Origin of the sequence: Aquibium microcysteis, from assembly GCF_014495845.1 — a bacterium.
Lineage (GTDB): Bacteria > Pseudomonadota > Alphaproteobacteria > Rhizobiales > Rhizobiaceae > Aquibium > Aquibium microcysteis.
The window spans coordinates 2,094,035-2,119,568 of record NZ_CP061080.1 but is presented as its reverse complement, the minus strand read 5'-3'; the positions used below and the strand labels follow the sequence as shown (position 1 = coordinate 2,119,568).

Genomic DNA, 25,534 nt, shown 5'->3' with positions numbered 1-25,534 from the left:
GCCTGGGGCCCCTCCCTTCCTATCCGGAGGGTTAGACGCCCCAACCAGAAGCGGCAGGGGGACCGATGCTTGCTTTCGTCGTACGACGGCTGGGCACCATGGCGCTGACGATGCTGTGCCTCACGCTCGTCGTCTTCTTCATGGTCAATCTCGAACCCAACCTGCGCAAGCTGTCGATCAGCCAGCTCGACATGCGCTCGTCCGACCAACACATCGAAAGCTGGCTGCAGCGCAACGGCTACCGCGACAATTTCTTCGTCCGCTACGGCCGCTGGCTCGGGGTCGTCGAGAAACAGCCGAACGTCAACGCCGAGGGGCAGCCCGTCCCGCGCTTCTCCTACTGCAACGAACCGGCCGAGCCCTATTACGGTGGCATCCTCCAGGGCGATTTCGGCTGCTCGACCAAGTTCAAGACCACCGTCTCGGAAAAGCTCTTCCCGGCGCTCGGCGCGACCGGCATCCTGATGTTCTGGGTGATGGCGGTGATGGTGCCGATCTCGCTGCTGATCGGCATTCTCGCGGGGATGCGCGAGGGCTCGCGCACGGACCGGTCGCTGTCGGTCGCCTCGATCACCACGACGGCCACACCCGAATACGTCTCCGGCGTCATCTTCACCGTCGTCTTCGCTTCCTGGCTCGGCTGGCTGAACGGGTCGGCCGCGTCGGCGACGTCGCAGGGCGTGACCTTTTCCAACTTCACCCTGCCGGTGATGACCATGGCCATCTACGGCATCGGCTACATCGCCCGCATGACGCGCGCCTCGATGGTCGAGGTGATGACGCAGCAATATATCCGCACGGCGCGGCTGAAGGGGCTGAGCTTCGGCGCGGTCGTGGTCAAGCACGCGCTGCGCAACGCGCTGATCGCGCCCTTCACCGTCATCATGCTGCAGTTCCCCTGGCTGCTCACCGGCGTTGTCATCGTCGAGGTGATGTTCCGCTACCAGGGCTTCGGCTACACGCTCGTGGAAGCCGCCGGCAACAACGACATCGACCTCCTGCTCGGATGCTCTCTCGTCTCCGTCGCCGTCGTCCTGTCGACGCAGCTGATCTCCGACGTCGGCTACGCCTATCTCAATCCGCGCATCCGCGTTCAGTAGGGGGCGACACGCATGCAGCTCGAATATGTCGGCGCCTTCCAGATCGTCCTCGGCGTCCTCCATCGCTTCTGGCCGGTCTGGCTGGCCCTCGCCCTCGTGCTGGTGCTCAGCATCACCTACAAGAAGCGGCTCGGCCTCTACGGCCAGCTCTTCGACACCAATGTCGGCATCGCCGGCGTCGTCATCTGCCTGTTCTGGCTGTTCACCGCCATCTTCTCGGGCACCATCGCGCCCTTCGACCCGCTGGCCCAGAACGTGGTCATGAAGGACGCGCTGCCCGGCGCGCTGACGCCGGACGGCGGCGTGTACCTGTTCGGCGGCGACAAGCTTGCGCGCGACATCTTCTCGCGCATGGTTTACGGCAGCCGCATCGTGCTGATCATCGCGCCGGCGGCCACCGCCTTCGCGCTCATGGTGGGCATCACGCTCGGCCTGCCGGCCGGCTATTTCGGCGGGCGGATCGATTCGGTCCTGTCCTTCCTCGCCAATCTGGTGCTCGCCTTCCCGGTGATCCTGCTGTTCTACCTCCTGGTGACGCCGGGCATCATGGACACGCCGATCCCCTATGCCATGGCCGGCGTCTTCTTCCTGTTCCCGATCGTGTTCTTCTGCGTCCTGTTCTACACGCGCTTCAAGAACCGGTCCGACCGGCTCTATCCGCAGCTCGCGGTGACGCTGGTGCTCGGGCTGTGGATCTATTTCGGGCTGGTGTTCGACGCCGATCCGCTCGGCATCATCTCGATCCGGCCGAACGAGCTCAACATCTTCGTGGCGGTGGTCTTCGCCTCGTCGCCCGGTGTCTTCCGCATCGTGCGCGGCCTCGTGATGGACATCAAGACGCGGGACTACGTCGCCGCCGCGCAGACGCGCGGCGAGACGCCCTGGTACATCATGCTTTGGGAGATCCTGCCCAATGCCCGCGGGCCGCTGATCGTCGATGCCTGCCTCAGGATCGGCTACACGACGATCCTCCTCGGCACGCTCGGCTATTTCGGGCTGGGGCTCGCGCCCGAAAGCCCGGACTGGGGTACGGCCATCAAGGATTCGAGCCGGCTGCTGCGCGCCTTCATCCATCCCGCGCTCCCGCCGGTGATCGCGCTGATGTCCTTCGTGCTTGGGCTGAACCTGCTCGCCGACGCGCTGCGCGAACAGTCGCTGAAGGATTGAGGAGGCCATGATGTCCGCGCTTTCCGCCACCGCCCGGCCCGCCGCCGACACCCAGCCGATCCTCGAGATCGAGAACCTCTCGATCTCCTTCTTCACCCGCGCCGGCGAGATCCCCGCCGTGATGGACTTCTCCTGCAGGGTCATGCCGGGCGAAGCCATGGGCCTCGTCGGCGAATCGGGCTGCGGCAAGTCCACCGTCGCCCTCGGCATCATGCGCGACATGGGCAATCGCGGCCGCATCGTCGGCGGCCGCATCAAGTTCATGGGCCGCGACATGGGCGAGATGAGCGACAAGGAGCTGCGCGACATCCGCGGCAACAAGATCGCGATGATCTACCAGGAGCCGATGGCAAGCCTGAACCCGGCCATGAAGGTCGGACGGCAACTGATGGAAGTGCCGATCCTGCACGAGAAGGCGTCGAAGGCGGAGGCCTACAAGCGCGCGCTGGAAATGCTGGCGGCGGTGCGGCTGCCCGATCCCGAACGCATGATGGGCTCCTACCCGCACCAGCTGTCCGGCGGCCAGCAGCAGCGCGTGGTCATCGCCATGGCGCTCCTGTCGAAGCCGGCGCTGCTTTTGCTCGACGAGCCGACGACGGCGCTCGACGTGACGGTGGAGGCCGGCATCGTCGAACTGGTGCGCGACCTCGGCAAGAGGTTCGGCACGTCGATGCTGTTCATCTCGCACAATCTCGGCCTCATCCTGGAGACCTGCGACCGCATCACGGTCATGTATTCGGGCGAGGCGGTGGAGGAGGGCACGGTCGGCGACGTCTTCGACCGCATGCGCCATCCCTACACGCAGGGGCTGTTCCGCTCGATCCCGCTGCCCGGCGCCGACAAGAACGCGCGGCCGCTGATCGCCATTCCCGGCCAGCTGCCGCTGCCGCACGAGCGGCCGCGCGGCTGCAATTTCGGTCCGCGCTGCCAGCACTTCGTGCAGGGCCTGTGCGACGCCCGCGAGATTCCCATGTATCCGGTGAAGGGGCATCCGGACCACCTGTCGCGCTGCGTCCGGTTCGAGGACGTCGACTGGACCGCGCTGCCGGCGGGCATCCGGCGCAACGAGCCGGTGAAGCCGGGCGCGACGGTGCTCAGGATCGAGGACCTGCGGAAATACTACCGCGTCGCGGCCAACGAGATCTTCGGCGGCGCCGAGGCCCGCACGGTCAAGGCCAACGAATCGATCAGCTTCGAGGCGCGCGAGTCCGAGACGGTGGCGATCGTCGGCGAATCGGGCTGCGGCAAGTCGACGCTGGCCAAGGTTCTGCTCGGTCTGGAGACCGCGTCCTCCGGCAAGGTGATGCTGGGCAATTCCGAGATCCAGGACACGCCGATCGAGGATCGCGACGTCGACACCATTTCGTCGATCCAGATGGTGTTCCAGAACCCGTTCGACACGCTGAACCCCAGCCATTCGGTCGGCTCGCAGATCGTCCGCACGCTGGAGAAGTTCGGCGTCGGCAAGACGCAGGCCGATCGCGAGAAGCGGATGCTGGAACTGCTCGACCTCGTGAAGCTGCCGCGCGCTTTCGCCACCCGCATGCCGCGCCAGCTGTCGGGCGGCCAGAAGCAGCGCATCGGCGTGGCGCGCGCCTTTGCCGGCAATGCCCGTGTCGTCGTGGCCGACGAGCCGGTGTCGGCGCTCGACGTCTCGGTGCAGGCGGCTGTGACCGAGCTTCTGATGGACGTGCAGCGGCAGAACAAGACGACCATGCTGTTCATCAGCCACGACCTGTCGGTCGTTCGCTACCTCGCCGACCGGGTCGTCGTCATGTATCTCGGCTACATCGTCGAGCAGGGGACGACCGACCAGATCTTCGCGCCGCCCTACCACCCCTATACGGAGGCGCTGCTGTCGGCGATTCCGATCGCCGACACGAGCGTGGTCAAGAAGCACATCGTCCTCGACGGCGACATCCCGTCGGCGATGAACCCTCCGACCGGCTGTCCCTTCCAGACGCGCTGCCGCTGGAAGAGCCGGGTGCCGGACAATCTCTGCGAGACGAAGGTGCCGCCCCTGAAGAACCTCGGGAATGGCCACCAGAGCCTGTGCTGGCTCGACGATGCGGAACTCGCCACGATGGAGCCCGTGATCTCGTTCGCCAAACCCGAACCCGGGGCCTGACCCCCGACGGGGCGGACCCGGACGGCGGTAACGACCCGGATCGCGGCGACGACCGAGGCGGTCTCGGCATCCACACCTTCCTGCGCGAACGCCCCAACACGCTGCGTCGGCCAGGCACGGTGAGACGTCGGGCGGATCGGAACCGGTTCTTCAGACGGTGCACGGCCGCCATGGACGGGGTAGGGGAGGCCGCGTCGCAAAATGCAAGGGCACGCCCGTCATCTGACGACGTGGGAAACGCGCCGCCTTGTGGGGCGCTTGCCCCGCCCGGCCGCAGTGGGCCGCGCGGTGCGAGCAACCGATGCGCGGCGGTTCAGGAACTGACGGGATCGCTCTTCGATCCGTGGCAGCCGCCACTCGACTGATCCGACTGCGTGCAGTCGGCACCGGTGCAGCCGGTCGCCGAGGCGACGGAGGGGAGGGCGGAGGCCGCGACGGCGGCGGCGAGAAGAAGGCTCTTCACGAGGCGCATGCTGTGATCTCCCGGGGCCTGAATGACCCGAGGGAACCGTAGACGAGCGTCCCTTCGGTGAAAACTGCCGCGATGCTCCGGGCCGATCACACTTGCTTGTCCGCGGGCCGGGCGGACGACGCGCCCTGACCGCTCGCTTCGCACTGCCCTTGCCCCGCGGGCCTCGGCCTGCGTCACGGTGTTGCCACCTCGCGCGCCACGTCATTCCGGGTTCCGCTGCGCGGCCCCGGAATGACGCCGATGGGAGGTCGCGTGGCTGTGCAGTCTGTCCTCATCTCGAGATGCAACGCCCGCGCCGCGCGTCTCTCAGGCCAGTGTCGCCGGCATCGAGGACGGCCGTACCACGACTTTCGAACCGTCTCGGACACGGTCGTGCAGGTCGATGATGTCGTGGTTGAGGAGCCGGATGCAGCCGGAGGATACGGCCTGGCCGATGGAGTGGGCCTCCGGATTGCCATGGATGCGGTAGATCGTGTCCTCGCCGTTCTGGAAGAGATAGAGCGCGCGGGCACCGAGCGGGTTGTTCAGGCCGGGATCCATGCCGCCCGCCGCGACCGAATAGGGCGCGAGCTCCGGCTGCCGCGCCACCATCTCGTCGGGCGCCCTCCAGCGCGGCCAGCGGCGCTTGTACTGGACGACGGCGTCGCCGGACCAGGAGAAGCCCTGCCGGCCGACGCCGATGCCATAGCGCATGGCGGTTCCGTCGGCCTGAACGAGGTGGAGGTAGAAGGCGTTGGGATCGACGACGATGGTCCCCGGCGCATGCTCGGGGAAGGGATTTTCGACCTGCTGGCGCCAGTATTGCGGCGGCACCACGCCCCGGGGGACGGCCGGGATGGGGAAGGGCTCGTCGAGGATCGGACCGTAGAAGAACGGCATTTCCGGCGGGGGGGATGGTGGCGGGGCGGCGGGGCCGGCACGCCCGCCGATGCTGGTGCAGCCGGAAACGAAAGCGGCGGAGGCCGCGCCGAGGAAAGCGCGTCGGGTAAACATGGGGAATTCCTTGAATTGCTGATCTGCGGGTCGGGGTGGATCAGCAGGATCGGGGCGGTCCGAGCAGGCAGCCGGGCGATATGCCGGCCTTCGCGGGGGAGAAGGGTTCGAAGCCGTCAGCGGCGCCGGCGGCTGTCGCAAGAACGATGGTCACCGGCAGGCCGATGTCGGCGCTGCAGGAGAGCCACGGAAGCGCGCCCCTCATGCAGCGCTTGCTCACGCCCGCCGCGGCCGTCGCGGCAGCCGGTCCCGGCGCGGTCGCGACCGGCTGCCCGGCGGCCGGATGGAACGGCGCCCGCGGTCCGGCCAGAAGGCTGGTCGGCATCAGGACGAGCGCGAGGAAGACGGCGAGACAGCGAAACAACATGGTTCCGCCAGACCATCCAAATGCGGTGATTTGACGTCGGTCCAGTGTCTGAACCGGGTCACCGGCACCGCTGAAGCTGCGCCTCATAGCCGCGGGCCATGGCATCGGTCTCGCGCGCGTAGCGCTGGATGGCGGCATTGCCGCGCCACGAACCGCTGCGGTAGCCGCCCCAGCCCGAATAATAGGCGAGATAGAGATTGTAGGCGTCGTTGCGGGCAATGCCGAGCGTGTCGGCGGATCTGGCATGGAACCAGCCGACGAAGTCGACGGCGTCGCCGAAACTCGTCCGCCGGGCGGCGAAATTGCCTGTCTCCGCCTTGTACTGCGCCCAGGTTCCGTCGAGCGCCTGCGAGTAGCCATAGGCGGTAGACTGGTGCTTCCAGGGGATGATTCCGAGGAGCTTGGTGCGCGGCGGCCGCGCGTTCTGCCGGAAGCCGGACTCCTTGCGCACCGTGGCCATCAGGATGGCGACCGGAATGCCGTGTCTGCGCTCGGCGGCGCGCGCCTCGCGCTCCCAGTTCGTCAGCCAGCCATCGTTCTGGTCGAAGACGGCGCAGACGTCGTTGATCTGCCGAGGCGGAGACGCGCAGGACGAGAGGCCGAGCGCCAGGGGGATGCCGACGAGGACGACTTTACTCACACGCGACGCGAACATGGCTCTTGATTAGCGCGAAAGAGTTGAGCGAATCTTGAGGCCGCCGTTAACCCCTCGTCCGTGCCGCCCCCCGCCAGACCGCACTGTGTACCCTTCGCCCCGCTTGCGCTACCATGTGTCCGTCCGGGCTTGCGCGAGGTGAGGTGATGGGTATCCACATCCAGGACGAGGAGACCGCGCGGGTGGTGCGCGAATTCGCAGCCCGCCGCGGCCTCGACGTGACGGCGGCCATCCGCGCTGCGATCGCCGAGGCGGAGGCGGCTACCGCTCCCGCGGCGAGCAATATCGCCGCCAGGATCGAGCCCATCCTCGCCGAAATCCGGGCGCGGCGATCGAAGGAGCCGTTCGACGAAAAGGCTTTCATGGACGAGATGTGGGGCCAAGACGACTGATGTTCGTTGAAACCTCGGCCCTCGTCGCCATTCTGCTGCAGGAGCCGGAAAAGGACTTCTTCCTTCAGCGGATCGCGACTGCTGTCGTTCGAAAGACGTCGGTCGTCAATGCGTTCGAGGCAGCACTCGCGGTCGGACGCGTCATCAAAGACTATCGGCGGGCGAGCGAACTCGTGACGCGGTTCCTGCGCGAGGCCGGTATCGAGATGATCCCGCTCGACCGCGACAGCTACGAGATCGCCGTCGATGCCTTCGCGCGATTCGGACGTGGGACCACGCATCCGGCCAGGCTGAATTTTGGCGATTGCCTGTCTTACGCGGCAGCCCGGCGCACCGGCCTTCCCGTTCTGTTCAAGGGCAGCGATTTCGAGCGGACGGACATCGCGAAAGCCTGACCGGATCCTGGGCCCCGCTTGATCGATCAGCTTGATGGCTTTGACCCGCCTTCGTACCTCCTGTACCCGCCGCCTCTGGCAATAACATGACATTTATCGTCATATTTCCAATCACTTGCGCGTCGATTTGAAAAATTGACCAATTGATAAAAAAACTTTTCTGCGCTAGCGTTTCCCGAAACCAAGAATGGGGAACAGGAATGGCTGCAGGCCTTTTCAAGGATGGGATCGCCCCCGGCAGGCTCCCGGCGACGCAATATGCCGACAATTTCTCCGACCTGCATCCGCCGCTCGACCGGCACGAGGCGGTGGTCGAGGCCGATCGCTGCTATTTCTGCTACGACGCGCCCTGCATGCAGGCCTGTCCGACATCGATCGACATCCCGCTGTTCATCCGCCAGATCGCGACCGGCAATCCGCTCGGTTCGGCCAAGACGATCCTGGAGCAGAACATCCTCGGCGGCATGTGCGCCCGCGTCTGCCCGACAGAGACGCTCTGCGAGGAAGTCTGCGTGCGCGAGGTGGCGGAGGGCAAGCCGGTGCAGATCGGCCGCTTGCAGCGCTACGCCACCGACGTCGCCATGGCGCAGGGCAAGCAGTTCTTTCCACGCGCGGCGCCGACCGGTAAGCGGGTCGCCGTCGTCGGCGCCGGCCCGGCCGGCCTCGCCTGCGCGCATCGCCTGGCGGTGAAGGGCCACGACGTCACCATCTTCGAGGCGAAGCCGAAGTCCGGCGGCCTCAACGAATATGGCATCGCCGCCTACAAGGCGGTCGACGGCTTCGCCCAGGCGGAGGTCGACTACATCCTCGACGTCGGCGGCATCACGGTCGAGAACGGCAAGGCGCTCGGCCGCGATCTCTCGCTCTCCGAGCTCGCCTCGACCCATGACGCCGTGTTCCTCGGCATGGGACTTGCCGGCGTCAATGCGCTGGGCGGCGAGGGCGAGGAGGCCGAGGGCGTGCGCGACGCGGTCGATTTCATCGCCGAACTGCGCCAGGCGAGCGACCTCGCGTCGCTACCGGTCGGCCGGCGCGTCGTCGTGCTCGGCGGCGGCATGACTGCCATCGACGCGGCGGTGCAGGCCAAGCTGCTCGGCGCAGAGGAGGTGACGATCTGCTACCGCCGCGGCAAGGAGAGCATGAACGCCTCGACCTACGAGCAGGATCTGGCCGCCGCCAACGGCGTCACCATCCGCCACTGGCTGCAGCCGAAGCGCATCGTGGGCAGCGACGGCACGACCGTCGGCATCGAGCTCGAATACACGACCGTCTCGGACGGCAGGCTCGTCGGCACCGGCGAGACCGTGACGCTCGCCGCCGATCAGGTGTTCAAGGCGATCGGCCAGTCCTTCGACGCCGCGCCGCTGAACGGCTCGGGCGCGAAGATCGCCCTCGAGCGCGGCCGCATCAGGGTCGACGCCGAAGGCCGCACCTCGATGCCCAAGGTCTGGGCCGGCGGTGACTGCGTGGCCGACGCCCGCGAGGACCTGACGGTGGCAGCCGTCGCCGCAGGGCGAGATGCGGCGGAGAGCATGCACCGGGTGCTGGCGGGTGGCTGAATGGCCACGCAGACCAGAGCCCGGGCATGGGGCGTCGGCACGGACCTTGACGTCTCCGCGACAGTCATCGGTTGGAGAGAACCAACCATGGGTAGCCTTCGAGGCGACCGGACCGACCATGGTTCCACGAAGGCCAGCAATGCGGTCTCGTCTTCGAGTGCCGGCACGATCCGTCGCGCGGGCCTAAAGCAGGTCGACGAGGTCCTCGAGGGTGATTCCGGCCTGTTTGAGAATGCCGGCCACGGTCGCGCGCTTGAGTTCCTGATTGCCGTGCACCGGCACAGTGACGCTGCGGGGAGGCGGTCCGGGATGCTTGAGGATGTGGTGACTTCCGCTCGTGCGGTCGATCGTGAAACCAGCCCTCATCAGGGCTCTGACCAAGGCCTTCCCGCTCAGGGCCGGCGACTTGGCCATGCCTCACGCGGCGATGGTCAGTTGCACCGTTACGGTCGGCACGTCCTCCGGAATGGTCCGGCCCTCGGCCCGGTACATGTCGAGGACGAGTTCGATGGCGTCGCGCGCGTTGGCGAGCGCTTCCTCGCGGGTGTCGCCTTCGGTCACCACTTCCGGCAGCGCCGGGACGAGCACGGTAAAGCCACCTTCGGGCTGCGGGTGGAGATTGATCGTGAAGCTCCGTTCCGCTGCCATGGCGTCCGTCCCTATCACGTCCGTTTTCATCTTGTGGCAGCCTAGCAAATAGACATCCCGTCCTCAATCCTTGGAGGAACATCCATGGCAGACCTTTCCAGCACCTTCGTCGGCATCAAGTCGCCCAATCCCTTCTGGCTGGCCTCGGCGCCGCCGACCGACAAGGCCTACAATGTCGAGCGCGCCTTCAAGGCGGGCTGGGGCGGGGTCGTGTGGAAGACGCTCGGCGAGGAGGGGCCGCCCGTCGTCAACGTCAACGGCCCGCGCTACGGCGCGATCTGGGGCGCCGACCGGCGGCTGCTCGGCTTGAACAACATCGAGCTCATCACCGACCGCGACCTCTACGTGAACCTGCGCGAGATCAAGCAGGTCAAGAAGAACTGGCCCGACCGGGCGCTGGTCGTGTCGCTGATGGTGCCCTGCGTGGAGGAGGCCTGGAAGGCCATCCTGCCGCTGGTCGAGGAGACCGAGGCCGACGGCATCGAGCTCAATTTCGGCTGCCCGCACGGCATGAGCGAGCGCGGCATGGGGGCGGCGGTCGGCCAGGTGCCCGAATATGTCGAGATGGTCGTGCGCTGGTGCAAGGCCAACACGCGCATGCCGGTCATCACCAAGCTCACGCCCAACATCTCCGACATCCGCAAGCCCGCGCGCGCCGCCCATGCCGGCGGCACCGACGCGGTGTCGCTGATCAACACCATCAATTCCATCACCGGCGTCAATCTCGACACCTTCTCGCCGGAGCCGATGATCGACGGCAAGGGCACGCATGGCGGCTATTGCGGCCCGGCGGTGAAGCCGATCGCCATGAACATGGTGGCCGAGATCGCGCGCGATCCCGAAACCGCAGGCCTGCCGATCTCCGGCATCGGCGGCATCACCACCTGGCGCGACGCGGCCGAGTTCATGGCGCTCGGGGCGGGCAACGTGCAGGTGTGTACGGCGGCCATGACCTACGGCTTCAAGGTCGTGCAGGAGATGATCGCCGGTCTGGAAGCCTGGATGGACGCCAAGGGCCACCGCCGGCTCACCGACATCATCGGCCGGGCCACGCCCAACGTCACCGACTGGCAGTATCTCAACCTCAACTACGTCGCCAAGGCGAAGATCAACCAGGATCTCTGCATCAAGTGCGGCCGCTGCCACATCGCCTGCGAGGACACGTCCCACCAGGCGATCACGGCGCTGGTCGACGGCGCGCGGCATTTCGAGGTGATGGAGGAGGAGTGCGTCGGCTGCAACCTCTGCGTCAACGTCTGCCCGGTCGAGAACTGCATCACCATGGAGCCGCTGCCCGCCGGCACGCTCGACAAGCGCACGGGCGAGGTGGTCAAGCCCGTCTACGCCAACTGGACGACGCACCCCAACAACCCCTCGGCCCAGGTGGCGGCGGAGTAGGGGGCGCCGCGACGCCGTCGCCCAGCGCAGCAGCCTTGCGGGCGACGGCCTTCGTCATCCCGGAACGGCGTCCGAGCGCAGCGCAGGACGGCGCGCGGCGGATGAGCTGGCCGATCTCCGACAGCGGCAGCCAGTGCTTATCCCTGGCCGCCAGCCGCATGATCCTCCGCACGGCCTCGCCATCCTGCCGGGACGCTTCCGGTCCGGCTGCGGGCGGCTGCGGTCTGGCCGCTACCGGCTTGGGTGCCGGCGCCGCGGCGCGGAGCGCAATCGCCGTGTCGAGGTCGATGACGATGCACTGGGTCGAGAACGCGATCAGGCTTTTCGCAAGGTCCTGCGGCGCTTCCCGTGCGAGCCACTTGGCCAATTCGAACTGCACGATCGTCGGTACCACCCAGCGATCCTTCGGCGGAAACTCCGACCGGAGCCTCCCACGCCGCCCCCTGATGATCCCCTCGATCCGGGCGGACGTATCGACGACCCGCATCAATAGCGGTCGTTCCGGTCGCGATAGCCGGACGGGTCTGCGTCGGGAAGGATGCCGAGAAGATCGTCCAGTTCCGGCACCGGCACCAGCATGACGCCGCCGCCCTGGGGAACGAAGGCGAGCTTCTGGCCGGGCCGCCATCCCCGGGCGTCGCGCACGGCTTTGGGAATCGAGATCTGGAACTCGGTCGAGATCGTTGCTGTCGCGGACATGTCTTGCGGCTCCGGAGGCGATGCCGGCAATCTAGGATCTTCCGGCCGCTCCGACAATGTCTTCGGCGCCATCACCCCTTCACCCGCAACCCCTCCACGAACAGCTGCTCAAGGAATCGCGCCGCGTCCTCGAAGCGGCCCTCGCCGTCGCGGGCCGGCCCCAGCACGGCGCGGACCTGGACGTCGAAGTCGGCATAGTGCTGCGTCGTTGCCCAGATGGCGAAGATCAGGTGGTAGGGGTCGGTGCGGGCGATCTTTCCGGAGCGCATCCACCCCTTGATGACCTGCACCTTTTCGTCGACCAGCGTCTTCAGCTCGCCCTCCAGCATCGGCAGCACGCGCGGCGCGCCCTGCAGGATCTCGTTGGCGAAGAGGCGGCTTTCGCGCGGATAGTCGCGCGCCATCTCCAGCTTGCGGCGGATGTAGCTGCGCAGTTCGGTGACGGGGTCGCCGACGTCGTCGATCTCGCGCAGCGGCGCCAGCCAGGTGTCGAGCAGGCGCTGGATCAGCGTGCGGTGGATGTCGTCCTTGCTCCTGAAATAATAGAGCAGATTCGGCTTCGACATGCCGGCCGCCTCGGCGATCTGGTCGATGGTGGCGCCGCGGAAGCCGTGCTGGGCGAAGATCTCCAGCGCCGCCTCGAGGATGAGTTCGCGCTTCTCGATCTGGATGCGCGTGCGAGGCTTGCGGGCCGCCTGTTCCATTCCGCCGTCCTTTCGATGCTCACGTGTGGCCCAATCGGCTGGACCAGTTCGTGGCCCGCCCGTGGAGGGCACCCGGGACCGTGGCTTTAGGCTATTCTTCCCTTGACCGCTCATGTGGCGATGCTAACGTTTGTCCAATCGGTCAAAAATTGCAAGCGCTCAGGCGCGCAATCAACCAAGCGTTGGCCGGCACCGGGCGAGGGGAAACAAGCAAAAAGCGAAAGGCTTGGTATGTCGAACCGTCTCAATGTGGCGCCGAACGATCTGTCCGCGTTCTGGATGCCATTCACGTCCAACCGCCAGTTCAAGCAGGCGCCGCGCATGCTGGCGTCGGCCAAGGACATGCACTACACCACCACCGACGGCCGCAAGGTTCTCGACGGCACGGCCGGCCTGTGGTGCGTGAACGCCGGGCATTGCCGGCCCAAGATCACCGAAGCGATCCAGCACCAGGCGGCCGAGCTCGACTATGCGCCGGCCTTCCAGATGGGGCATCCGATCGTCTTCGAACTGGCCAACCGGCTGGTCGACGTGGCGCCGGAGGGCATGGATCACGTCTTCTTCACCAATTCGGGTTCGGAATCGGTCGAAACCGCGCTGAAAATGGCGATCGCCTATCACCGCGCCCGCGGCGAGGGCGCCCGCACGCGGCTGATCGGCCGTGAGCGCGGCTATCACGGGGTGAATTTCGGCGGCATCTCGGTCGGCGGCATCGTCACCAACCGCAAGATGTTCGGCACGCTGCTCGGCGGCGTCGACCACATGCCGCACACCCACCAGCCGGCGAAGAACGCCTTCACGAAGGGCGAGCCGGAGCATGGCGCGGAGCTCGCCGACGAGCTGGAGCGCATCGTCACGCTGCACGACGCCTCGACGATCGCCGCCGTCATCGTCGAGCCGGTCGCGGGCTCCACGGGCGTTCTCATCCCGCCGAAGGGCTACCTGAAGAAGCTGCGCGACATCTGCACCAAGCACGGCATCCTTTTGATCTTCGACGAGGTCATCACCGGTTTCGGACGTCTCGGCACGCCCTTCGCGGCCGATTATTTCGACGTCGTGCCGGACATCATGACCACCGCCAAGGGCGTCTCCAACGGCGTCATCCCGATGGGCGCGGTGTTCGTGAAGAAGGAGATCCACGACGCCTTCATGACCGGCCCCGAGCACATGATCGAGTTCTTCCACGGGTACACCTATTCGGGCAACCCGATCGCCTGCGCGGCCGCTCTCGCAACGCTCGACACCTACAGGGAGGAAGGGCTGCTCACCCGCGGCGCCGAGCTCGCGCCCTACTGGGAAGAGGCGCTGCACTCGCTGAAGGACGCGCCCAACGTCATCGACATCCGCAACATCGGCCTCGTCGGCGCCATCGAGCTCGCCCCGATCGCCGGCCAGCCCACCAAGCGCGCCTTCTCGGCCTTCGTGAAGGCCTTCGAGAAGGGCTGCCTGATCCGCACCACCGGCGACATCATCGCGCTGTCGCCGCCGCTGATCATCGAGAAGGGCCAGATCGACGAGCTGATCGACTGCGTGCGCACCGTGCTGCACGAGGTCGACTGACGCGCCTTACCCCTCCCCCTTGCGGGGAGGGGCCAGGGGTGGGGGTCGCCGCGCCGCGCGCCTCCGCCTCCGAACCAGCACTTGCGGCGTGACGGTGGTCGGACGGGCACAGAATACCGCGTCCCGCCGAGCCCGGCGGAACCACCCCCACCCCTGACCCCTCTCCGCAAGGGGGAGGGGAACTCCGGAGAGACTGATGATGCCCGCACCCGGCGAGAATCTGCGAATCAATCCCGATCGTTTGTGGGAATCCCTCATGGAGATGGCGAAGATCGGTCCGGGCGTCGCGGGCGGCAACAACCGCCAGACGCTGACCGACGAGGACGGCGAGGGGCGCCGCCTGTTCCAGTCCTGGTGCGAGGCGGCGGGGCTGTCGATGGGCGTCGACCAGATGGGCAACATGTTCGCCCGCCGCGAGGGCACCGACCCGGAGGCGCTGCCGGTCTATGTCGGCAGCCATCTCGACACCCAGCCGACGGGCGGCAAGTATGACGGCGTGCTCGGCGTGCTGGGCGGTCTGGAGGTCGTGCGCACGCTGAACGATCTCGGCATCCGGACGAAGCACCCGATCGTCGTCGCCAACTGGACGAACGAGGAGGGCACGCGCTTCGCCCCGGCCATGCTCGCCTCCGGCGTCTTCGCCGGCATGCACGAACTCGACTGGGCCTATGACCGCAAGGACGCCAGGGGCAAGCGCTTCGGCGACGAGCTGGAGCGCATCGGCTGGAAGGGCGAGGAGAAAGTCGGTGCGCGGAAGATGCACGCCTTCTTCGAGCTGCATATCGAGCAGGGTCCGATCCTGGAGGACGAGGGCGTCGACATCGGCGTCGTCACCCACGGCCAGGGCCTGTGGTGGCTGCAGGTGACGCTCACCGGCAAGGACGCCCACACCGGCTCGACGCCGATGCCCAAGCGCCGCAATGCCGGGCTCGGCATGGCCCGCGTCACCGAACTCGTCCACGAGATCGCCATGGAGTACCAGCCGGACGCCGTCGGCGCGGTCGGCCATGTCGAGGTCTATCCGAACTCGCGCAACGTCATCCCGGGCAAGGTCGTCTTCACCATCGACATCCGCTGCCCGCACAAGGACGTCCTCGACGAGATGCGGGCGCGCATCGAGGACGGCATCGCCACGATCTGCGAGGCGCTCGACATCTCCTTCGAGGTGGAGCCGGTCGGCCATTTCGACCCGGTGACCTTCGACGAGGGCTGCGTGAAGGCGGTGCGCGACGCTGCCGAGCGGCTCGGCTATTCGCACCGCGACATCGTCTCTGGCGCCGGCCACGACGCCTGCTGGATCAACCGCGTCGCCCCCACCGCCATGATCATGTGCCCCTGCGTCGACGGCCTGTCGCACAACGAAGCCGAGGAGATCTCGAAGGAATGGGCCGCCGCCGGCGCCGACGTGCTGTTCCACGCGGTGGTGGAGACGGCGGGGATCGTGGAGTAGGCGAAGGGCCGTGGACTTCGGCAACAGCGCGGGGCAGCCTTGCCCGATCTGAACAAAGGTGCGGCAACACAGGCAATTTATCTTTCTCCGACCCTGGCCATCTCCAAGTGCTGCAAAACCGGAACAACAACGAGGGGGCAATGATCAGAGGGACCGAAACCGTCCGCTTCACTCTCCTCCGTCCTTCTCGAGGCGATGCCACGCGGCGCCGCCTCGGAATCCCCCTCCCCCTTGAGGGGAGGGGTAAGGGGTGAAGGTAGCGACGTTGCCAAGCCTGGTGCCTCATTCAGCCATCGATCGCGCACGCCGCCTGCGCCGGACGATGACCGGCGGAGAGCGTCGATTGTGGTCCGAACTGAGGCAGTTTCGCCGTTGGTATGGCGTCCACGTACGCAGGCAGGCGCAGATCGGTCCCTACGTCGTCGATTTCGTCGTTCAGGAGCATCGGTTGATCATAGAGGTCGACGGCGAGCATCATTTCACGGCCGAGGGGAGGGCGCGGGACGCGCGCCGGGCCGCCTGGCTGGCGGGGGTCGGCTACAGGGTGCTACGGTCCGGCGAGCTCGTCGACAGTTTTGATGGGTGCATCGAAGAGATACTTGGAGTGCTGGGTCTGGCGGCATCACCCCCACCCCTTACCCCTCCCCTCAAGGGGGAGGGGGATTCTGATGCGTCTGCGCGCTCCTCCGCCTTGAGGGAAGTGATAAGAGGTGAGGGTAGCCTGACTTCAGCGATTTCCCAGAAGGACGGTGCCGCATGACCCTCGCCACCGTCCTCGCCTTCGCCGCCATGGCCGCGCTGCTGATCATGTCGCCCGGCCCGAACGGCGTGCTGATTGTCAGGACGGTGCCGACGTCGGGCCGCGCGGCGGGGTTTGCCACCATCGCGGGCTTCGTGGTCGCCTTCTTCGTCCACGGCAGCTTCGCGATCTTCGGCCTGTCGGTGCTGCTGCTGCAGTCGGCACACCTCTTCATGGCGGTGAAGCTCGTCGGTGCCGCCTATCTCGTCTGGATCGGCCTGAAGGCGCTGGTCGAGGCCTGGCGCGGCGCACCGGCGAAGCTGGCGCAGGTCGCGCCGGCAAGGCGGCGGCGCACGCTCGCCAGGGCCTTCGGCGAGGGGTTCCTCACCAATGCGCTCAACCCGAAAGTGGCGATGTTCTACGTCGCCGCCTTCCCGCAATTCGCACCGCCCGACGTCGTCTCCCCGCTCGCCGCCTACCTGCTCGTCCTCGTCCTCGTCCACGCCTGCCTGAACGTCGCCTGGTTCGGGCCGATCGTCCTCCTGTTCGACCGCCTCTCGGCGGCGGCCCGCGCCGGGCGCGTCCAGCGCGCGGTTAAGGCGGTTACCGGCGTGGTCTTCGTGGGCTTCGGCCTCAAGCTCGCGACGTGGCGACCGTGAGCCGGGCGGGAGTACGAGGCACCGGGATCCGAGCCGTCGCCGCGGGAGCGGACCGGCTGGTGCCGCCCGAAATTTCATCCAAGTCCTAGTCGACGCCAAACACGGGGAACACCATGTCCACAGTCATCAAGAACGGAACCATCGTCACCGCCGACCGCACCTTCAAGGCCGACGTGCTGATCAAGGGCGATACCATCGCCGCGATCGGCCAGAACCTCTCGGGCGACCACGTCATCGACGCCACCGGCTGCTACGTCATGCCCGGCGGTATCGATCCGCACACCCATCTCGAAATGCCCTTCATGGGCACCTATTCCTCGGATGATTTCGAGAGCGGCACGCGCGCGGCGCTGTCGGGCGGCACCACCATGGTGGTCGACTTCTGCCTGCCCAACCCGGGCCAGTCGCTGCTCCAGGCCATCGACATGTGGTCGAACAAGTCGACGCGCGCCTGCTGCGACTATTCCTACCACATGGCCATCACCTGGTGGGGCGAGCAGGTCTTCGACGAGATGCCGAAGGTGGTCGAGAAGGGCATCACCTCCTTCAAGCACTTCATGGCCTACAAGGGCGCGCTGATGGTCAACGACGACGAGATGCTGGCCTCCTTCCAGCGCTGCGCCGAGATCGGCGGCCTGCCGCTGGTCCATGCCGAGAACGGCGACGTGGTGGCCGCGCTGCAGCAGAAGCTGCTGGCCGAAGGCAATGACGGCCCCGAGGCGCATGCCTATTCGCGCCCGCCGGAAGTGGAAGGCGAGGCGACCAACCGCGCCATCATGATCGCCGACATGGCCGGCGTGCCGCTCTACGTCGTCCACACCTCCTGCGAGCAGAGCCACGAGGCGATCCGCCGGGCGCGGCAGAAGGGCATGCGCGTCTATGGCGAGCCGCTGGTGCAGCATCTGGTGCTCGACGAGAGCGAATACGCCAATCCCGACTGGGACCACGCGGCACGCCGCGTCATGAGCCCGCCCTTCCGCAACAAGCAGCACCAGGATTCGCTCTGGGCCGGCCTGTCTTCGGGCTCGCTGCAGGTCGTTGCGACCGACCACTGCGCCTTCACCACCGAGCAGAAACGTTTTGGCGTCGGCGACTTCACCAAGATCCCGAACGGCACGGGCGGGCTCGAAGACCGGCTGCCGGTGCTGTGGACCTACGGCGTCGGCACCGGCCGGCTGACCATGAACGAGTTCGTGGCCGTCACCTCCACCAACATCGCCAAGATCCTCAACATGTACCCGAAGAAGGGCGCGGTCGTCGAAGGCGCCGACGCCGATCTGATCGTCTGGGATCCGGAAGCGACCAAGACCATCTCGGCCGGCAGCCAGCAGTCGGCGATCGACTACAACGTCTTCGAGGGCATCACGGTGAAGGGCCTGCCGAAATACGTGCTGACCCGCGGCGCGGTCGCCGTCGACAACGGCGCGGTGCAGGCAAAGCCCGGGCACGGCCGGTTCGTCGGCCGCGAGCCCTTCATGGCGGCCAACAAGGCCCTGTCGACCTGGAAGGAACTGGTCGCGCCGCGCAAGGTGGAGCGGTCGGGGATTCCCGCCAGCGGCGTGTGATCGGCCGATGCGGCCGCTCCTCGCCGCGTTTCTCAGCCTCTCGACGTCGGCGGCCTGCACCGCCGACGGACCGGCCGTCGCGGCATCGGACGGCCCTTGGCTCACCGGCGTCTGGGGCAACGCAGCGGGCTGCGCCTACCACCAGGGCGGATCGCGCGACGCCGACGACACGCTCGTCGTGCTGCGGCCGGACGGGCTGGAGACCTATGTTTCGGACTGCGAATTCCTGTCGGTGCTGCGCGGCAGCGGAGCCTCGGTCGTCACGGCGCTCTGCGGCCACGAGGGCGAGGACGTGCTCACCGCCGAAACCTTCATCGTCCGCGATCCCTGGGAGCCGGAGGCGCGCACGAAGCGGATCACCGACGGCGACGGAAACCTGCGCGACGAGGTGGCGCCATGCGACTAGGCCGCGCGGTTCGGCAGGTCGATGGCGGTTCCACTCCGGCGCACGGCCATCGCGCGAGGCCGGCTGCCGCCAAGCCGGCATTGCGCGAGGGGAGGCGGCATTCTGCCGCGCGGCTGCCGCGTCAGACGGGAACCAGCGCCTCCAGCTCCGGCAGCAGCGTCACGCTTTCCTGCTCGCTGGGATCGGTGCGCGCGATCACCGCCGTGACCGGCTCGGACGAGCGGTTGACCGGGAGATGCGGCATGTTGGCGGGGATGTACACCATGTCGCCGGCCGCGGTTTCCATGCAGTTTTCCAGCCGCTCGCCCCAGTACATGACGGCGGTGCCCGACAGCACGTAGATGGCGGTCTCGTGGCTGTCGTGCTTGTGGGCCTTGGCTCGCCCGCCCGGCGGCACGGTCAGAAGGTGCATGCAGATGCCGGAAGAACCGACCGTCTCGCGCGCCACGCCCTCGAAATAGTCGAAGCCCTGCTTGCCGCCATAGGTCTTGCCGGGGCGAAGGCGGCGGCATCCGTCAGGGGCAATCGGCGTTGACATCGGTGTTCCTCCACATTTTTCGCATCGGCCTTGCTGCACAGCCGAAGAGTCCCTTCTATGATGACAGTGCAACGGGGGTACAGTCTTGAGACGTGTATTGGGGCAGAGGCGGATTTGACGGCGGATTCGGTGATCAGGGCCAAGGGGCTCAACCTGACCTTCCAGACCGGCGACGGTCCGGTTCATGCGCTCTCGAATGTCGATCTCGACATCGGCCGGGGCGAGTTCGTCTCCTTCATCGGCCCGTCGGGCTGCGGCAAGACGACGTTCCTGCGGGTCATCGCCGATCTGGAACGGCCGACGGGCGGCACCATCAGCGTCAACGGCATGAGCCCGGAGGAGGCGCGGCGCCGCCGCGCCTATGGCTACGTCTTCCAGGCCGCCGCGCTCTATCCCTGGCGCACGATCGAGAAGAACGTCGCCCTGCCGCTCGAGATCATGGGCATCCGGGCGGCCGAGCAGCGCGAGCGGGTGAAGCGCACGCTCGACCTCGTCAACCTCTCCGGGTTCGAGAAGAAGTTTCCCTGGCAGCTCTCCGGTGGCATGCAGCAGCGCGCCTCGATCGCCCGCGCGCTAGCCTTCGACGCCGACCTGCTCCTGATGGACGAGCCCTTCGGGGCGCTCGACGAGATCGTCCGCGACCACCTCAACGAGCAGCTGCTCGAACTCTGGGCGCGCACGAACAAGACGATCTGCTTCGTCACCCATTCGATACCCGAGGCCGTCTATCTCTCGACCAAGATCGTGGTGATGAGCCCGCGCCCCGGCCGCGTCACCGACGTCATCGTCTCGACGCTGCCGAAGGAGCGGCCGCTCGACATCCGCGAGACCCCCGAATTCCTGGCGATCGCGCACCGGGTGCGCGAAGGGCTGAGGGCAGGGCACAGCTATGAGGATTGAGCGAAGGATCCGACCCTCCCCGCAGCGCGCGCCTCGACCCTCCCCCTTGCGGAGAGGGTGGCCGCGCAGCGGCCGGGTGGGGGTGGCGGCGCGAGGCTGGATGTTGGAGACTGGTCGCGGCGTTTGCGTCCCCCTCCCCCTTGTGGGGAGGGGTGAGGGGTGGGGGTTCTGATGTCGCCGAGTTCGATCAATCCCATCACGAGGGTACGTGCGCGACGCCTGCGGCGAAACATGACCGAGGGCGAGCGGCGACTCTGGTCCGAGCTTCGCCAGTTTCGCAGGCTCTATGGCATCCACGTACGGCGTCAGGCTCCCCTTGGTCCGTTCATCGTCGATTTCGTCGTTCATGAGCATCGGCTGGTCGTCGAAATCGACGGCGAACACCATTTCACGCCGGAAGGTATCGACCGGGATCGCAAGCGCGACGCGTGGCTGGCGAGCCAAGGCTACCGGGTTGTTCATCTGAATACAGGTGAATTGGCATCGGCGTTCGACGGGTGCCTCGCGGAGATTCTGCGCGAACTCGGGCTCATGGACGACGCGCTGCTACCCCCACCCCTAACCCCTCCCCACAAGGGGGAGGGGGATCGGTGCCACCCATGACCGACCGTCTCATCGACAAGATCATCCCCGTCACCGCCATCCTCGCCGCCATCGTCGTGGCCTGGTATGTCGGCGCCTATGCCATGAACGCGCCGTTCCAGCGCGATCTCGACCGCCGGGCAGGCGAGACGCCGACGACGTGGGAATTCGTGGTCAAGACCATGTCCCAGCCCAAGCCGACCCTGCCGGCACCGCACCAGGTGGCGACGAACTTCGTCGAGAACACCTTCTTCCGGAAGGTCTCGTCGAGCCGCAGCCTCGTCTACCACGCCGCCGTGACGCTCTCGTCCACCGTGCTCGGCTTCGCCTTCGGCACCATCCTCGGAATCGCGATCGCGGTCGGCATCGTCCACGTCGTCACGCTCGACCGGTCGCTGATGCCCTGGATCATCACCTCGCAGACGATCCCGATCCTGGCGCTGGCGCCGATGATCATCGTGGTGCTCGCCGCCGTGGGCATCACCGGGCTGATCCCAAAGGCGCTGATCTCGACCTATCTGTCGTTCTTCCCCGTCGCCGTCGGCATGGTGAAGGGCCTGCGCTCGCCCGAGCTCACCCATCTCGATCTCATGCACACCTATCACGCCAGCCCATCGCAGGTGTTCTGGAAGCTGCGCGTGCCGGCCTCGGTCCCGTTCCTCTTCGCCTCGATGAAGGTCGCGGTGGCCGCGAGCCTCGTCGGCGCCATCGTCGGCGAACTGCCGACGGGTGCCGTCGCCGGCATCGGCTCCAAGCTCCTCAGCGGGTCCTACTACAGCCAGACCATCGACATGTTCGCCGCGCTGGTGGCCGGCTCGGTGGTCGCGGTGCTGCTGGTCAGCCTCGTGGGGGCGGCCGGTCGGATCACGGAGCGGATGATGGGAGGGCGGCCGGCATGAGCGGGGTGATGGCGCGTCTGGGCGGCAGGATAGTGGGAGTTGGCGGAGGGACGGTGGCTCTGGACGGTACGATGGTCAGCGCCGCTACCCCCACCCGTTACCCTGCAGGGGCGAGCCACTCGTCTCGCCCGTCCTTCGGACCCCCACAAGGGGGAGGGGGTCGCCGGCGTCTCACGTCCCCACAAAGGAGAACAAGGCGCAGGCGTCTCAAGTCCCCCTCCCCCTTGAGGGGGTCCGAAGGACGGGCGAGACGAGTGGCTCGCCCCTGCAGGGTAAGGGGTGGGGGTACGGCGCCAAGGCCTGAGAATGTGGCGCCAAGGCCTGAGGGCTCCGCTTCAGGATGTGGTGTATCAGCCGGCGCAAAGGCGACGTCTTCGGCAACGCCCGATTGTCCAGTGGGCAGGACCCCGCAATCCTCTCCCACCCCGAGCGTCACGTCATGACGTTCCTCCGCATCCTCCCCTGGCAGTCCATCCTCGCGCTCATCCTCTGCGCCGTGGCGCTGCTCAGCCTGCCGGTCGTCGTGACGGACGCGGGCGCCGCCTATGGCACGGCGTGGCCCATCCTCGCGCTCCTCGCGGCCGGCGCGCTCGTGCCGCTCCTGCGTCTCGCCGCGGTCCTCGAAGCCGCGCTGCTCTTCATCGCCGTGCATGCTGCCGCCTGGCTGCTGATCGCGGCGATCGCCGGCAACGAGGGCGGGGCGACGGCGTCGTTCTTCGCGTTGCTCTGCGCCGCCTGGCTCCTCGCCTGGCGGCTGGTGACCGTGCTGTCGCGGATGCGGCCCCGTGCCCGCGGCCTCGACATCCTCGTCCGGCTCCTCGTGCCGGCCCTCTTCGGCGTCTGGCTGCTGATCCTGTGGGAGGCGATCGTGCGCGGTGCCGGCATCCCGTTCATCCTGCTGCCGCCGCCGTCGCTGATCGGCCTTCGCATCGCCAGTTCGCTGCCGATCCTGGCGGCGGACGTGCAGCAGACGATTTTCAAGGCCGTGCTGGCGGGCTACGTGCTGGGATGCGGCGCCGGCTTCGCGGTCGCCATCCTCGCCGACCGCTACCTGTTCCTGCGACGCGGCCTGATGCCGATCGGCAACATGGTCTCGGCGCTGCCGATCATCGGCGTCGCGCCCATCATGGTGATGTGGTTCGGCTTCGACTGGCCGTCGAAGGCGGCGGTGGTCGTCATCATGACCTTCTTCCCGATGCTGGTGAACACCGTCGCGGGCCTCGCCGCCGCCGGCGCGATGGAGCGCGACCTGATGCGCACCTATGCGGCCGGCTATTGGCAGACGCTGTGGAAGCTGCGGCTGCCTGCCGCAGCCCCGTTCATCTTCAACGCGCTCAAAATCAACTCCACACTGGCGCTGATCGGCGCTATCGTCGCGGAATTCTTCGGCACGCCGGTGGTGGGAATGGGCTTCCGCATCTCCACCGAAGTCGGCAGGATGAACGTCGACATGGTGTGGGCGGAGATCGCCGTCGCCGCGCTGGCGGGGTCGATCTTCTACGGAGTTCTGGCCCTGATCGAAAGGGCCGCAACGTTCTGGCATCCGTCTGTCCGTGGTGGATAGACAAACTTCAGAGGGATAAAAACATGAAGAAGACGATCGTTTCCATGCTGGCCGGCGCGCTGTCGCTTGCCGCTTCGCACATGGCCATGGCCGCCGACGCGGTGACGCTGCAGCTGAAGTGGGTGACGCAGGCGCAGTTCGCCGGCTATTTCGTCGCGAAGGAGAAGGGCTTCTACGAGGAGGAGAACCTCGACGTGACGATCAAGCCGGGCGGTCCCGACATCGCGCCCGAGCAGGTGATCGCCGGCGGCGGCGCCGACGTGATCGTGACCTGGATGGCGGCGGCGCTCGCCGCGCGCGACAAGGGCGTGAACCTCGTCAACATCGCCCAGCCCTTCAAGAAGGCCGGCATGCAGCTCGTCTGTCCCGCCGACGGGCCGGTGAAGACCGAGGCCGACTTCAAGGGCCATACGCTCGGCGTCTGGTTCTTCGGCAACGAATATCCGTTCTACGCCTGGATGAACAAGCTCGGCCTGTCGACCGAAGGCGGCGCCGACGGCGTCACCGTGCTGAAGCAGAGCTTCGACGTGCAGCCGCTGATCCAGAAGCAGGCCGACTGCATCTCGGTCATGACCTACAACGAGTACTGGCAGCTGATCGACGCCGGGTACAAGCCGGAAGACCTGATCGTGTTCAACTACTCGGCCATGGGCAACGACCTGCTCGAGGACGGCCTCTACGTCCTGCAGGACAAGCTCGCCGACCCGGCCTTCGAGGACAAGATGGTCCGCTTCGTGCGCGCCTCCATGAAGGGCTGGAAATACGCCGCCGAAAACCCCGACGAAGCCGGCGAGATCGTGGTCGACAATGGCGGCCAGGACGAGAATCACCAGAAGCGCATGATGGGCGAGGTCGCCAAGCTCATCGACAATGCCGACGGCAAGCTGATCGTCGATGCCTACGAGCGCACCGCCAAGGCGCTCCTCGACCAGAAGATCATCTCCAAGCCGGCCGAAGGCGCCTACACCACCGCCATCACCGACAAGGCGATCCAGTAGGATCCTGCATCCTCGCGGACGGGAGGGGCGGGCGGTTGTCCGCCCCTTATTCTTTGACGTCGTGATGCCTTATTGAGATCGTAAGTACTATTTCCAAGACGGCTCCCACATGATATGAATATCATGTGCGTAATGATATCATGAGCACTCGCGACTAGTTGAAGACGGAGCTTTCATGTTGCGGGCGGTTTTCTTCTGCATTGGAATCGCAGTTTCATTAGATTTCGCTCATGCTGGGCCGGACAAGCCTATGAATGATATATGCATGACATGCCCTAATTGCTGTGGGGTCCAGGAGAAGTAGAGGCCGGTAGACATGGCGAACGAAAAAAAAGGTCCCGTGTCCCGGATCGCCTCCGGATTCCAATTTTTCGGGTCGATCGTTGCAACGATAGTGGTGGTCGTCGCGGCTTTCGAATACTTCTCGGGCGTGGCGATATTCTCTAATCTTTCTAAGAGTTTTGAGGCGCGATACGGTGGGGAGGTACTGCCGGCCATGACCCTTGCCCAGCAATACCAGTCTGAACATGGCATCGCGCTCAAGAGCAACAATTCCCTGCAATTTCACGCCGATCTCGTGAAGAAGTTCCTTGAAGAGAAATCGGCGCTCCCGACGATCGTTGTTGCAACCGAAATCCTTGATGACATGGTTAAGTGCCACGAAAGCATGTTGTGCCGAGTGGAGAATTTCTTTACCTATGAGCAGCGAATTCGTCGGTTCTGGTTCACCTTCCAGCCAGCTATCATCGATCTTCGGGCCAGCGAGCTCGTACCTGCGGATTTTGGCGCTGCCCTGCAAGCCAAGGCGATCGAGATACTTGAGGCTGAACGAGCCGAGAACCGACTGCCGCCGGCTGGCTAGCCGGCGAACAGGTCTCCACAGTGCTCCTGAAGCAATACAGAATTTTGACCTGCGACGACCCTTTCCTTGGCCTTCGGGCCGACGCTCGACTCCTCCGTGAAGGGGATTGCCGACGTCCGCTGGCGTATCGGATTC

The 25,534-nt window shown here is 66.4% G+C and carries 28 protein-coding genes; 19 read left to right on the top strand and 9 right to left on the bottom strand.

Translation table 11 applies throughout. The features are described from left to right. Positions 1–65 precede the first annotated feature (65 nt). Genes IAI54_RS09795 through IAI54_RS09785 form a run of 3 tightly spaced genes read left to right on the top strand, consistent with a single transcriptional unit; the run spans position 66 to position 4,395 of the window. Positions 66–1,100, top strand: coding sequence for an ABC transporter permease (locus IAI54_RS09795; protein WP_187972164.1), 1,035 nt, complete (start codon positions 66–68; stop codon positions 1,098–1,100). Between the two features lie 12 nt (positions 1,101–1,112). Further along, complete coding sequence (locus IAI54_RS09790; protein ID WP_187972163.1) at positions 1,113–2,267, top strand: ABC transporter permease; 1,155 nt, start codon at positions 1,113–1,115, stop codon at positions 2,265–2,267. 10 nt (positions 2,268–2,277) lie between these two features. Beyond that, positions 2,278–4,395 (top strand): dipeptide ABC transporter ATP-binding protein, encoded by a 2,118-nt coding sequence (locus IAI54_RS09785; protein WP_187972162.1) that lies wholly within the window; start codon positions 2,278–2,280, stop codon positions 4,393–4,395. Between the two features lie 313 nt (positions 4,396–4,708). On the opposite strand, the gene IAI54_RS09780 is transcribed toward IAI54_RS09785, so the two are convergent. The 4 genes from IAI54_RS09780 to IAI54_RS09765 form a co-directional block, all read right to left on the bottom strand. Further along, entirely contained in the window at positions 4,709–4,867 is a 159-nt protein-coding gene (locus IAI54_RS09780; protein WP_187972161.1) for a hypothetical protein, read from the bottom strand. 306 nt (positions 4,868–5,173) lie between these two features. Further along, on the bottom strand, positions 5,174–5,860 hold the full coding sequence (locus IAI54_RS09775; protein ID WP_187972160.1) for a L,D-transpeptidase: 687 nt from the start codon (positions 5,858–5,860) through the stop codon (positions 5,174–5,176). Positions 5,861–5,900: 40 nt separating this feature from the next. Beyond that, positions 5,901–6,227 (bottom strand): hypothetical protein, encoded by a 327-nt coding sequence (locus IAI54_RS09770; protein ID WP_187972159.1) that lies wholly within the window; start codon positions 6,225–6,227, stop codon positions 5,901–5,903. A 58-nt stretch (positions 6,228–6,285) separates the two neighbouring features. Next, the gene (locus tag IAI54_RS09765; protein ID WP_187972158.1) at positions 6,286–6,882 is read right to left on the bottom strand and encodes a transglycosylase SLT domain-containing protein; all 597 of its coding nucleotides are present in this window, start codon (positions 6,880–6,882) and stop codon (positions 6,286–6,288) included. A 146-nt stretch (positions 6,883–7,028) separates the two neighbouring features. On the opposite strand from IAI54_RS09765, the gene IAI54_RS09760 reads away from it, so the two are divergent. The 3 genes from IAI54_RS09760 (at position 7,029) to IAI54_RS09750 (ending at position 9,228) form a co-directional block, all read left to right on the top strand. Beyond that, complete coding sequence (locus IAI54_RS09760; RefSeq protein ID WP_187972157.1) at positions 7,029–7,274, top strand: type II toxin-antitoxin system VapB family antitoxin; 246 nt, start codon at positions 7,029–7,031, stop codon at positions 7,272–7,274. After that, positions 7,274–7,669: a type II toxin-antitoxin system VapC family toxin gene (locus IAI54_RS09755; RefSeq protein WP_187972156.1), complete on the top strand. Its 396-nt coding sequence runs from the start codon at positions 7,274–7,276 to the stop codon at positions 7,667–7,669. Before IAI54_RS09760 ends, IAI54_RS09755 begins: the two co-directional genes overlap by 1 nt. A gap of 200 nt (positions 7,670–7,869) precedes the next feature. Further along, the gene (locus IAI54_RS09750; RefSeq protein ID WP_187972155.1) at positions 7,870–9,228 is read left to right on the top strand and encodes an NAD(P)-dependent oxidoreductase; all 1,359 of its coding nucleotides are present in this window, start codon (positions 7,870–7,872) and stop codon (positions 9,226–9,228) included. Between the two features lie 183 nt (positions 9,229–9,411). Here the strand turns inward: IAI54_RS09750 and IAI54_RS09745 are convergent, their stop codons facing one another. Together IAI54_RS09745 and IAI54_RS09740 are read right to left on the bottom strand one after the other, a co-directional pair. Continuing rightward, entirely contained in the window at positions 9,412–9,594 is a 183-nt protein-coding gene (locus tag IAI54_RS09745) for a type II toxin-antitoxin system HicA family toxin (protein WP_210321230.1), read from the bottom strand. Between the two features lie 51 nt (positions 9,595–9,645). Next, positions 9,646–9,876: a type II toxin-antitoxin system HicB family antitoxin gene (locus tag IAI54_RS09740; protein ID WP_187972153.1), complete on the bottom strand. Its 231-nt coding sequence runs from the start codon at positions 9,874–9,876 to the stop codon at positions 9,646–9,648. 84 nt (positions 9,877–9,960) lie between these two features. On the opposite strand from IAI54_RS09740, the gene preA reads away from it, so the two are divergent. After that, a complete protein-coding gene (preA, locus tag IAI54_RS09735; protein WP_187972152.1) occupies positions 9,961–11,274 on the top strand; it encodes an NAD-dependent dihydropyrimidine dehydrogenase subunit PreA in 1,314 nt (437 codons plus the stop codon). Between the two features lie 486 nt (positions 11,275–11,760). Here the strand turns inward: preA and IAI54_RS09730 are convergent, their stop codons facing one another. Both IAI54_RS09730 and IAI54_RS09725 read right to left on the bottom strand, forming a co-directional pair. Further along, positions 11,761–11,973: an AbrB/MazE/SpoVT family DNA-binding domain-containing protein gene (locus tag IAI54_RS09730; protein WP_187972151.1), complete on the bottom strand. Its 213-nt coding sequence runs from the start codon at positions 11,971–11,973 to the stop codon at positions 11,761–11,763. 71 nt (positions 11,974–12,044) lie between these two features. Beyond that, entirely contained in the window at positions 12,045–12,677 is a 633-nt protein-coding gene (locus tag IAI54_RS09725) for a TetR family transcriptional regulator C-terminal domain-containing protein (protein ID WP_187972150.1), read from the bottom strand. 231 nt (positions 12,678–12,908) lie between these two features. Here IAI54_RS09725 and aptA point away from each other — a divergent pair, with 231 nt between their 5' ends. From aptA to IAI54_RS09695, 6 genes are all read left to right on the top strand, one after another. Next, the gene (aptA, locus tag IAI54_RS09720) at positions 12,909–14,237 is read left to right on the top strand and encodes an omega-aminotransferase AptA (protein ID WP_187972149.1); all 1,329 of its coding nucleotides are present in this window, start codon (positions 12,909–12,911) and stop codon (positions 14,235–14,237) included. 199 nt (positions 14,238–14,436) lie between these two features. Then, positions 14,437–15,687, top strand: coding sequence for a Zn-dependent hydrolase (locus IAI54_RS09715; protein WP_187973093.1), 1,251 nt, complete (start codon positions 14,437–14,439; stop codon positions 15,685–15,687). Between the two features lie 322 nt (positions 15,688–16,009). Then, on the top strand, positions 16,010–16,447 hold the full coding sequence (locus IAI54_RS09710) for an endonuclease domain-containing protein (protein ID WP_187973092.1): 438 nt from the start codon (positions 16,010–16,012) through the stop codon (positions 16,445–16,447). Further along, positions 16,444–17,085 (top strand): LysE family translocator, encoded by a 642-nt coding sequence (locus IAI54_RS09705; protein ID WP_187972148.1) that lies wholly within the window; start codon positions 16,444–16,446, stop codon positions 17,083–17,085. The genes IAI54_RS09710 and IAI54_RS09705 overlap by 4 nt, the downstream gene beginning before the upstream one ends. Before the next feature lie 113 nt (positions 17,086–17,198). Further along, positions 17,199–18,650, top strand: coding sequence for a dihydropyrimidinase (hydA, locus tag IAI54_RS09700; protein WP_187972147.1), 1,452 nt, complete (start codon positions 17,199–17,201; stop codon positions 18,648–18,650). A gap of 7 nt (positions 18,651–18,657) precedes the next feature. Next, on the top strand, positions 18,658–19,056 hold the full coding sequence (locus tag IAI54_RS09695; protein WP_187972146.1) for a hypothetical protein: 399 nt from the start codon (positions 18,658–18,660) through the stop codon (positions 19,054–19,056). Between the two features lie 121 nt (positions 19,057–19,177). Here the strand turns inward: IAI54_RS09695 and IAI54_RS09690 are convergent, their stop codons facing one another. Beyond that, on the bottom strand, positions 19,178–19,594 hold the full coding sequence (locus tag IAI54_RS09690) for a cupin domain-containing protein (protein ID WP_187972145.1): 417 nt from the start codon (positions 19,592–19,594) through the stop codon (positions 19,178–19,180). Positions 19,595–19,654: 60 nt separating this feature from the next. On the opposite strand from IAI54_RS09690, the gene IAI54_RS09685 reads away from it, so the two are divergent. From IAI54_RS09685 to IAI54_RS09660, 6 genes are all read left to right on the top strand, one after another. Then, entirely contained in the window at positions 19,655–20,494 is an 840-nt protein-coding gene (locus IAI54_RS09685; RefSeq protein ID WP_187973091.1) for an ABC transporter ATP-binding protein, read from the top strand. Between the two features lie 171 nt (positions 20,495–20,665). Then, positions 20,666–21,097 (top strand): endonuclease domain-containing protein, encoded by a 432-nt coding sequence (locus IAI54_RS09680; protein ID WP_187972144.1) that lies wholly within the window; start codon positions 20,666–20,668, stop codon positions 21,095–21,097. Further along, the gene (locus tag IAI54_RS09675) at positions 21,094–21,975 is read left to right on the top strand and encodes an ABC transporter permease (RefSeq protein ID WP_187972143.1); all 882 of its coding nucleotides are present in this window, start codon (positions 21,094–21,096) and stop codon (positions 21,973–21,975) included. The genes IAI54_RS09680 and IAI54_RS09675 overlap by 4 nt, the downstream gene beginning before the upstream one ends. Before the next feature lie 439 nt (positions 21,976–22,414). Next, positions 22,415–23,539 (top strand): ABC transporter permease, encoded by a 1,125-nt coding sequence (locus IAI54_RS09670; protein ID WP_187972142.1) that lies wholly within the window; start codon positions 22,415–22,417, stop codon positions 23,537–23,539. Between the two features lie 23 nt (positions 23,540–23,562). Next, positions 23,563–24,537: an ABC transporter substrate-binding protein gene (locus tag IAI54_RS09665; RefSeq protein WP_187972141.1), complete on the top strand. Its 975-nt coding sequence runs from the start codon at positions 23,563–23,565 to the stop codon at positions 24,535–24,537. A gap of 316 nt (positions 24,538–24,853) precedes the next feature. Beyond that, positions 24,854–25,399, top strand: a complete 546-nt coding sequence (locus IAI54_RS09660) for a hypothetical protein (RefSeq protein ID WP_187972140.1) — start codon at positions 24,854–24,856, stop codon at positions 25,397–25,399. The last annotated feature ends 135 nt before the right edge of the window (positions 25,400–25,534 follow it).

What these genes read in the sequence shown, in the direction of transcription:
- IAI54_RS09795 (WP_187972164.1), top strand. Translation starts at nt 66, where the DNA reads ATGCTTGCTTTCGTCGTACGACGGCTGGGCACCATGGCGCTGACGATG.
- IAI54_RS09790 (WP_187972163.1), top strand. Translation starts at nt 1,113, where the DNA reads ATGCAGCTCGAATATGTCGGCGCCTTCCAGATCGTCCTCGGCGTCCTC.
- IAI54_RS09785 (WP_187972162.1), top strand. Translation starts at nt 2,278, where the DNA reads ATGTCCGCGCTTTCCGCCACCGCCCGGCCCGCCGCCGACACCCAGCCG.
- IAI54_RS09780 (WP_187972161.1), bottom strand. Translation starts at nt 4,867, where the DNA reads ATGCGCCTCGTGAAGAGCCTTCTTCTCGCCGCCGCCGTCGCGGCCTCC.
- IAI54_RS09775 (WP_187972160.1), bottom strand. Translation starts at nt 5,860, where the DNA reads ATGTTTACCCGACGCGCTTTCCTCGGCGCGGCCTCCGCCGCTTTCGTT.
- IAI54_RS09770 (WP_187972159.1), bottom strand. Translation starts at nt 6,227, where the DNA reads ATGTTGTTTCGCTGTCTCGCCGTCTTCCTCGCGCTCGTCCTGATGCCG.
- IAI54_RS09765 (WP_187972158.1), bottom strand. Translation starts at nt 6,882, where the DNA reads ATGTTCGCGTCGCGTGTGAGTAAAGTCGTCCTCGTCGGCATCCCCCTG.
- IAI54_RS09760 (WP_187972157.1), top strand. Translation starts at nt 7,029, where the DNA reads ATGGGTATCCACATCCAGGACGAGGAGACCGCGCGGGTGGTGCGCGAA.
- IAI54_RS09755 (WP_187972156.1), top strand. Translation starts at nt 7,274, where the DNA reads ATGTTCGTTGAAACCTCGGCCCTCGTCGCCATTCTGCTGCAGGAGCCG.
- IAI54_RS09750 (WP_187972155.1), top strand. Translation starts at nt 7,870, where the DNA reads ATGGCTGCAGGCCTTTTCAAGGATGGGATCGCCCCCGGCAGGCTCCCG.
- IAI54_RS09745 (WP_210321230.1), bottom strand. Translation starts at nt 9,594, where the DNA reads ATGAGGGCTGGTTTCACGATCGACCGCACGAGCGGAAGTCACCACATC.
- IAI54_RS09740 (WP_187972153.1), bottom strand. Translation starts at nt 9,876, where the DNA reads ATGGCAGCGGAACGGAGCTTCACGATCAATCTCCACCCGCAGCCCGAA.
- preA (WP_187972152.1), top strand. Translation starts at nt 9,961, where the DNA reads ATGGCAGACCTTTCCAGCACCTTCGTCGGCATCAAGTCGCCCAATCCC.
- IAI54_RS09730 (WP_187972151.1), bottom strand. Translation starts at nt 11,973, where the DNA reads ATGTCCGCGACAGCAACGATCTCGACCGAGTTCCAGATCTCGATTCCC.
- IAI54_RS09725 (WP_187972150.1), bottom strand. Translation starts at nt 12,677, where the DNA reads ATGGAACAGGCGGCCCGCAAGCCTCGCACGCGCATCCAGATCGAGAAG.
- aptA (WP_187972149.1), top strand. Translation starts at nt 12,909, where the DNA reads ATGTCGAACCGTCTCAATGTGGCGCCGAACGATCTGTCCGCGTTCTGG.
- IAI54_RS09715 (WP_187973093.1), top strand. Translation starts at nt 14,437, where the DNA reads ATGCCCGCACCCGGCGAGAATCTGCGAATCAATCCCGATCGTTTGTGG.
- IAI54_RS09710 (WP_187973092.1), top strand. Translation starts at nt 16,010, where the DNA reads ATGACCGGCGGAGAGCGTCGATTGTGGTCCGAACTGAGGCAGTTTCGC.
- IAI54_RS09705 (WP_187972148.1), top strand. Translation starts at nt 16,444, where the DNA reads ATGACCCTCGCCACCGTCCTCGCCTTCGCCGCCATGGCCGCGCTGCTG.
- hydA (WP_187972147.1), top strand. Translation starts at nt 17,199, where the DNA reads ATGTCCACAGTCATCAAGAACGGAACCATCGTCACCGCCGACCGCACC.
- IAI54_RS09695 (WP_187972146.1), top strand. Translation starts at nt 18,658, where the DNA reads ATGCGGCCGCTCCTCGCCGCGTTTCTCAGCCTCTCGACGTCGGCGGCC.
- IAI54_RS09690 (WP_187972145.1), bottom strand. Translation starts at nt 19,594, where the DNA reads ATGTCAACGCCGATTGCCCCTGACGGATGCCGCCGCCTTCGCCCCGGC.
- IAI54_RS09685 (WP_187973091.1), top strand. Translation starts at nt 19,655, where the DNA reads ATGACAGTGCAACGGGGGTACAGTCTTGAGACGTGTATTGGGGCAGAG.
- IAI54_RS09680 (WP_187972144.1), top strand. Translation starts at nt 20,666, where the DNA reads ATGTCGCCGAGTTCGATCAATCCCATCACGAGGGTACGTGCGCGACGC.
- IAI54_RS09675 (WP_187972143.1), top strand. Translation starts at nt 21,094, where the DNA reads ATGACCGACCGTCTCATCGACAAGATCATCCCCGTCACCGCCATCCTC.
- IAI54_RS09670 (WP_187972142.1), top strand. Translation starts at nt 22,415, where the DNA reads ATGACGTTCCTCCGCATCCTCCCCTGGCAGTCCATCCTCGCGCTCATC.
- IAI54_RS09665 (WP_187972141.1), top strand. Translation starts at nt 23,563, where the DNA reads ATGAAGAAGACGATCGTTTCCATGCTGGCCGGCGCGCTGTCGCTTGCC.
- IAI54_RS09660 (WP_187972140.1), top strand. Translation starts at nt 24,854, where the DNA reads ATGGCGAACGAAAAAAAAGGTCCCGTGTCCCGGATCGCCTCCGGATTC.